This is a genomic window from Gordonia sp. (in: high G+C Gram-positive bacteria) (genome assembly GCF_049299075.1).
Taxonomy (GTDB): Bacteria; Actinomycetota; Actinomycetes; order Mycobacteriales; family Mycobacteriaceae; genus Gordonia.
On the sequence record NZ_JBAQWU010000158.1, the window covers coordinates 1 to 2092 of the forward strand.

At 65.3% G+C, this 2092-nt stretch carries 2 protein-coding genes; both read left to right on the forward strand.

Going from position 1 to position 2092, the window contains the following annotated elements:
• Positions 1 to 621: 621 nt before the first annotated feature.
• The gene (locus WAW85_RS05300; protein WP_422558598.1) at positions 622 to 1542 is read left to right on the forward strand and encodes an IS982 family transposase; all 921 of its coding nucleotides are present in this window, start codon (positions 622 to 624) and stop codon (positions 1540 to 1542) included.
• Positions 1543 to 1762: 220 nt separating this feature from the next.
• Positions 1763 to 2092, forward strand: a 330-nt coding sequence (locus WAW85_RS05305) for a hypothetical protein (RefSeq protein ID WP_422558599.1), incomplete at its 3' end; no start/stop codon positions are given.

The window sequence follows — 2092 nt, forward strand, 5'->3', positions numbered from 1 at the left end:
CATCGATATCAGGCGATGACGTGAGCTCCCGGCCTAGCAGGAACGAGGTCTCGAGGCAGCCGTTGCTGCGTTCGGTCGTGCCCTTGAACTCCTGCTCACGCGTTGGGGCCAGCACGATCCGGGTACCGAGCGTCCCGTCGAATCTCGTCGCAAGCCTCGGTCGCCCTACCGCCGCCGATCGCGAACTCGCGGTCACCCGCCAGCTACATCGAGTTGGCGTCGACCCCGGGGGTTCAGTGCCGACATCGCCGCCAGAATGTCACCGCCCCACCGTGGAGAATCCTGATCGCCGCCACGAGCTTCGAGAACGTAGGCGTCATCACTAGCAGTGGAAAGACCACCGCCTGCCGATGCGCGGTCGACATCCTGATGGCAGGGAACCAGATCTCCATCTGCGCCGACTCACCCGGCCTCCGGGCCAGCCGGTCCGCTGGAGCAATCCTCTCGTACTCGGACCGGATCTCAGGAGAGGCGGCGAACGCGTCCACCTGATCGGCTCAGCGATCGCCGTGGTCTAGATGAGTGATTCCCGGTGATGTGACTGGTGTGTCGCGTGGGGAATGGAGAGCGAGGTCGCCCAGGATCGGTGTTGCTAACAACAACATCGACATAGGAGCCGAGATGCTCACCGATCTGGACGACCTCGCTACCGCACTCTACGTGACCTGCGACGACTTGCTCGCAACACATCCCGAGCAGGTCGCGACACCGCGGCCGGGATGTTTCACACCAGCGATCAGCGACTCCGAACTCCTCACGCTGGCCGTCTTGCAGGCACTGCTGGGGTATCCGAGCGAACGCCGCTGGCTGCGGTACGCACACAAGAACCTGCTGGAGATGTTCCCGAACCTGCCGCAGCAACCCGGATACAACAAACGACTGCGCGCCTTGGCGCCGACGATGGCCTGGCTCACCCGAACCCTCGCCGCACTCTGCAGTGTCGGTGAGGACTCGGTGTGGGTCGCCGATTCGACCCCGGTCGAATGTGGCCGTTCCCGCGAGACCGCGCTGCGGTCAGAGCTGGCCGGGTTCGCCGAGTACGGCTACTGCGCCTCACACTCCCGCTTCTTCTGGGGTTTGCGGCTGCATCTTCTGACCACTGTGCACGGTTTGCCGGTTGGCTGGAGTCTGACCGGCGCCAAAGCTGACGAACGCCATGCCCTGCACGACATCCTCACGGGCACAACAGGATTGGACGAACTGATCGCCGTCAACCAGCCCATCCTGATCGCCGATAAGGGCTACTACGGAGCCGAGTTCGAAGCCGAACTGGCCGAGGCCGGCATCACGCTGCTGCGCCCGACTCGCAAGGGAGAACCCGCACGCGGCGGCGAGCAGTTCTTCAAACCCTTGCGGCAAATCATCGAGTCGGTCAACGACACCCTCAAAGGCCAACTCGACCTCGAACGCCACGGCGGACGCACCATCGCCGGCGTCTGCACCCGCGTCGCCCAACGGATCCTGGCCCTGACCGCCGCAATCTGGCACAACGACGCTATCGGCGCCCAAACCCGCCGCTCACTCCTGGCCTACGACCACTGACACCAGGAATCATTCATCTAGAGGTACGCGGACAGACCACCTCCCGGTGGGGCGCCGAGGGCGGTTTCCCGGCGTCCCCCTGGGAGGTGGTTCGTCTTTCCGCGGTGCCGGGGGTGACCCACGAGCATGATCGGCCGTTCCGGGCTGGCTACTCTGGGCACGTGACTACCCTGGGCATTCCTGCCCCGGAACGAGTAAGCCACAGAAGAGAAAGCTGACGATGCCCCTCCTCAATCACGCCGCCTCCCCCACCCGCCGGGCTGCACTCGCCGTCGGCGCACTGGCACTCGGCACATCCCTGGTTCTCACGGGATGCGCGAGCGGGGACAAGGCCGGCAAGACCACGACGACGGTGTCCGACGAGGCCGGGATCGGACTCGACGGCGAGGCCGCCAAGCAGATCCTCGTCGGTGCGCTGGACTCGAGCGGCGATTCGCTCGACGAGTACGTCGACACCTCGGACCCGCAGACCGCCGCCGCTGTGCAGGTGGTCGACGCCGGGCTCACGGATGCCGGAATCAGCGCCGGATCTTTCTCGGTCACCCGGATC